At 76.2% G+C, this 3,611-nt stretch carries 4 protein-coding genes and 1 pseudogene; 3 read left to right on the top strand and 2 right to left on the bottom strand.

Features of this window, described 5'->3' with window-relative positions; genetic code table 11:
- A partial coding sequence (locus KIK08_RS38105) for a maleylpyruvate isomerase N-terminal domain-containing protein (protein WP_214408170.1) occupies nt 1-239 on the bottom strand: 239 nt, incomplete at its 3' end.
- A gap of 259 nt (nt 240-498) precedes the next feature.
- On the opposite strand from KIK08_RS38105, the gene KIK08_RS38100 reads away from it, so the two are divergent.
- The gene (locus KIK08_RS38100; RefSeq protein ID WP_214408169.1) at nt 499-1,689 is read left to right on the top strand and encodes a PP2C family protein-serine/threonine phosphatase; all 1,191 of its coding nucleotides are present in this window, start codon (nt 499-501) and stop codon (nt 1,687-1,689) included.
- Between the two features lie 9 nt (nt 1,690-1,698).
- Here the strand turns inward: KIK08_RS38100 and KIK08_RS38095 are convergent, their stop codons facing one another.
- The gene (locus tag KIK08_RS38095) at nt 1,699-2,640 is read right to left on the bottom strand and encodes an alpha/beta fold hydrolase (protein ID WP_214408168.1); all 942 of its coding nucleotides are present in this window, start codon (nt 2,638-2,640) and stop codon (nt 1,699-1,701) included.
- A gap of 140 nt (nt 2,641-2,780) precedes the next feature.
- On the opposite strand from KIK08_RS38095, the gene KIK08_RS38090 reads away from it, so the two are divergent.
- Nucleotides 2,781-3,434 carry a glycosyltransferase family 2 protein gene (locus KIK08_RS38090; RefSeq protein ID WP_308258154.1) on the top strand — a complete coding sequence of 218 codons (654 nt, stop codon included), beginning with the start codon at nt 2,781-2,783 and terminating at the stop codon, nt 3,432-3,434.
- Nucleotides 3,431-3,611, top strand: a pseudogene (locus KIK08_RS38085) (glycosyltransferase); the annotation flags it as partial. The gene KIK08_RS38090 and the pseudogene KIK08_RS38085, both read left to right, overlap by 4 nt.

Below are 3,611 nucleotides of genomic sequence, written 5' to 3'. Positions count from 1 at the left end.
GGCAGCGCGGTGCGCCAGTCCGCGGGCAGCGGCGGGGGCTCCGCCGGCGGCGGCCCCTGGTCGGGCGCCTTCGCCGCGGCGCGGGCGAACGCCCCGGACAGCGACAGCAGGTGGCTGAGCAACCCGGCGACCGGGACCCCCGCGCAGGGCGTGGGCGCGGTCAGCCGCTCGTCCGGCACCGCGGCCGCGAGGTCCGCGACGCGCCGGGCCGCCGGGGCGAGGTCGATGAAGTCCGTCATGGCGGGTAGGACACGACCGGCGGCGTCAACTCATCGGTGAGGATCACCGATCGCCACGCCGGGTCCGAGTGGCTGTCGCGGGGGCTGCGAGGTGGGTGAGGGGACAAGCCCAGGGCATGATCAGCTCGCGTCGATGCGGTCACGGACGACCGCCCGACCGCGCTCCGGGCGTCCCCCGACGCTGTCGTAGCCTGGGCGTCCCTTCGTGGAGGTGCTCTTGCGCGACCCTGCTGGCTCCGCGGCCGCGGATGACCCGGCCATGGCCGCGGTGGTCCAGGCGGGCCCGCTGGAGGTGCTGCTCGTCGAGGACGACGACGGCGACGCCATGCTGGTCGAGGAGTACCTGCTCGACTTCGGCGAGCCGGTCAACCTCCGCCGGGCCCGGACCATCGCCGATGCCATCGAGCAGCTCGCCGAGGTCGACTGCGTGCTGCTCGACCTCGGGCTGCCCGACTCCGTCGGGCTGGACGGGCTGCACGAGCTCGACCGGCGCGGCTCCGCCGCGATCGTCGTCCTCACCGGCGACAGCGACGCCCGGCGCGGGCGCAGCGCGGTCGGCTCCGGCGCGCAGGACTACCTGGTCAAGAGCCAGATCGACGGCCGGCTGCTCGGGCGCACCCTGCAGTACGCGGTGGAGCGCCAGCGCGCCGAGCTCGTCACCCGCCAGCTGCACGAGGCGCGGCTGCAGGAGCGGGAGAACGAGCGCCTGGAACGCGGGCTGCTGCCCTCGGCGCTGCTCGGCGAGGACCCCAGCCTGACCGTGTCCACCCGGTACGAGCCCGGGCACCAGCAGCTGGTGCTGGGCGGCGACTTCTACGACGCCGTCCGCACCCCCGACGGCCGCGTGCACGTGGTCGTCGGCGACGTCTGCGGCCACGGGCCCGACGAGGCCGCGCTCGGGGTGTGCCTGCGGATCGCCTGGCGGACCCTCGTGCTGGCCGGCGTCCCGGCCGTGCACGTGCTGCCCGTCCTGCAGCAGGTGCTGGTCAGCGAGCGGTCCTCGGCGATGCTGTTCGCGACGGCGTGCATGGTCACGGTGGCGCCCGACCGCGACCGGCTCGACGTCTACCTGGCCGGTCACCCGGCCCCCGTGCTGGTGCGGGGCAGCGCCGCGGAGCTGGTCGAGGACTCGACGCGCGGGGTCCCGCTCGGGGTGCTGCCGAACGCCACCTGGGAGCCGGTGGAGGTGCCGGTGCCGCCCGGCTGGGCCGTGCTCGTCTACACCGACGGCCTGGTCGAGGGCCGCGACCGCGACGGCGAGCAGCTCTGGTCGGAGGGCCTGGTCGCGCTGCTGGCCCGGCAGCTGGAGGCGGCCGACCCGCGGTGGCGCCAGGACCCCGGTCGCGTGCTGACGGCACTGATCGACGCGGTCAAGGTGGACCGCCCCCGCCGCACCGACGACCTCGCGGCGCTGCTGCTCGTGCACGCCCGGGAGCCGGGGCCGGCGTGACCCGCCCGGTCAGCGCCGCAGGCCGCGCAGGAACTCCAGCAGCGCCGCGTTGACCTCGTCGGGGCGCTCCTGCTGCACCCAGTGCCCGGCGTCGTCGATCAGCACCTGGCCGCGCAGGTCGTCGAGGTAGGCGGCCTGCCGGTCCGGCGGGGTCATCCACAGCACGGGGTCGGCCGCGCCCGCCACGAACAGGCTCGGCACCCCCACGTGCGCCCCGTCGAGCTGCGGGGTCAGCTCCCAGTTGCGGTCGATGTTGCGATACCAGTTGATGCCGCCGGTGAACCCCGTGCGCGCGAACTCGGCCACGTAGTGGTCCAGCTCCGCCTGCGACAGCCAGCCCGGCAGCGATGGCGGGTGCGGCAGCCGGTCCACGACGCCGCGGCCGTCGTCCGGACCGATCAGCGTCGTCCCGTCCCCGGCCCGCAACCCGCACAGCATGCCGCGCATCGTGCGCGCCGGATCCGCCGCCAGCTCGGTGTCCGCGACCCCGGGCCGCTGGAAGTGGCGGATGTAGAAGAACCGGTCGGCGAACCGCTCCGGCCACGCCGAGCTCGGCAGCCGGCGCCCGCGCGGGGTGAACGGCACGCTCATCCCGCACACCCCGAGCAGCCGCTGCGGGTGCAGCAGCGCCAGGTTCCAGGCCACCGACGCGCCCCAGTCGTGCCCGACGACCACGGCCCGCTCCTCGCCGAGCGCGTCGATCAGGCCGATCACGTCGCCGGTCAGGTGCAGGATGTCGTAGTCCTCGACGCGCTCGGGCCGCGACGACCCCCCGTAGCCGCGCATGTCCGGCGCGACCGCCCGGTAGCCGGCGGCCGCGAGCGCGGGCAGCTGGTGGCGCCAGGAGTAGCCCAGCTCGGGGAAGCCGTGGACCAGCACCACGAGCGGCCCGGACCCCTCCTCGGCCACCCGCAGCGTGATCCCGTCGGCTGTCTCGATCGTGCGCTCCATCGCGTCTCCCGTCGTCGGGGTGGAGGTCTGCTGAACGAGCGTTCAGCGATCAGCATCGCATCCGCCCGCGCGACCGGGCGTCACCGTTCGGTAAGCGCGCGGGGCCCCCGAGTGCCCTGTCCCGGGCAGAGGATCCCGGCGTGGACAACCCCCCTCAGATCGTCCTGCCGTGCCTCGACGAGGCCGACGCCCTCCCCGCCACCCTGACCGCGCTCCCCGCCGGCTGGCCCGTCATCGTCGTCGACAACGGCTCCACCGACGACACCGCCGCCGTCGCCCGCTCCCTCGGCGCGGAGGTCGTCACCGAACACCGGCGCGGCTACGGGGCCGCCGTGCACGCCGGGCTGCTGGCCGCCGACGCCGACCTGGTCGCGGTGCTCGACGGCGACGGCTCGCTGGACGCCTCGACGCTGCCGGCGATGGCCGCGGAGGTCGCGCTGGACCGCGCCGACCTCGCGGTCGGCCGTCGGGTGCCGGTGTCGGCGGGCGTCTGGCCCTGGCACGCGAGGGCGGGCAACGGGCTCGTCTCCGCGCTGCTGCGCAGGCGCGGTGTGCCGGTGCACGACATCGCCCCGATCCGGGTGGCGGGCCGGCGGGCGCTGCTCGACCTCGGCGTGGCCGACCGTGCCTTCGGCTACCCGCTGGAGCTGCTGCTCCGCGCGGGCGCGGCCGGCTGGCGCATCAGCGAGACGCCGGTCCGCTACCGGGCCCGCGCCGGCGGCCGGTCCAAGGTGTCGGGCTCCGTCCGCGGCACGCTGCGGGCCACCCGCGACATGGCCGGGCTGCTGCGATGACCACGCCGCGCACGGTGCTGCTGGTGCTGGCCAAGGCACCGGTGCCGGGTCGGGCCAAGACCCGGCTCTGCCCGCCGGCCACCCCGGCGCAGGCCGCCGACCTGGCCGCCGCCGCCCTGCTGGACACCCTCGACGCCGCGCACGCGGTCCCCGGCGCCCGGGTCGTCGTGGCGCTCG

It is taken from the genome of Pseudonocardia lacus, from assembly GCF_018531445.1.
In the GTDB taxonomy this organism is placed as follows: domain Bacteria; phylum Actinomycetota; class Actinomycetes; order Mycobacteriales; family Pseudonocardiaceae; genus Pseudonocardia; species Pseudonocardia lacus.
Note: the sequence above shows the minus strand (reverse complement) of the source record. Positions and strands in the feature narration are given on the sequence as shown.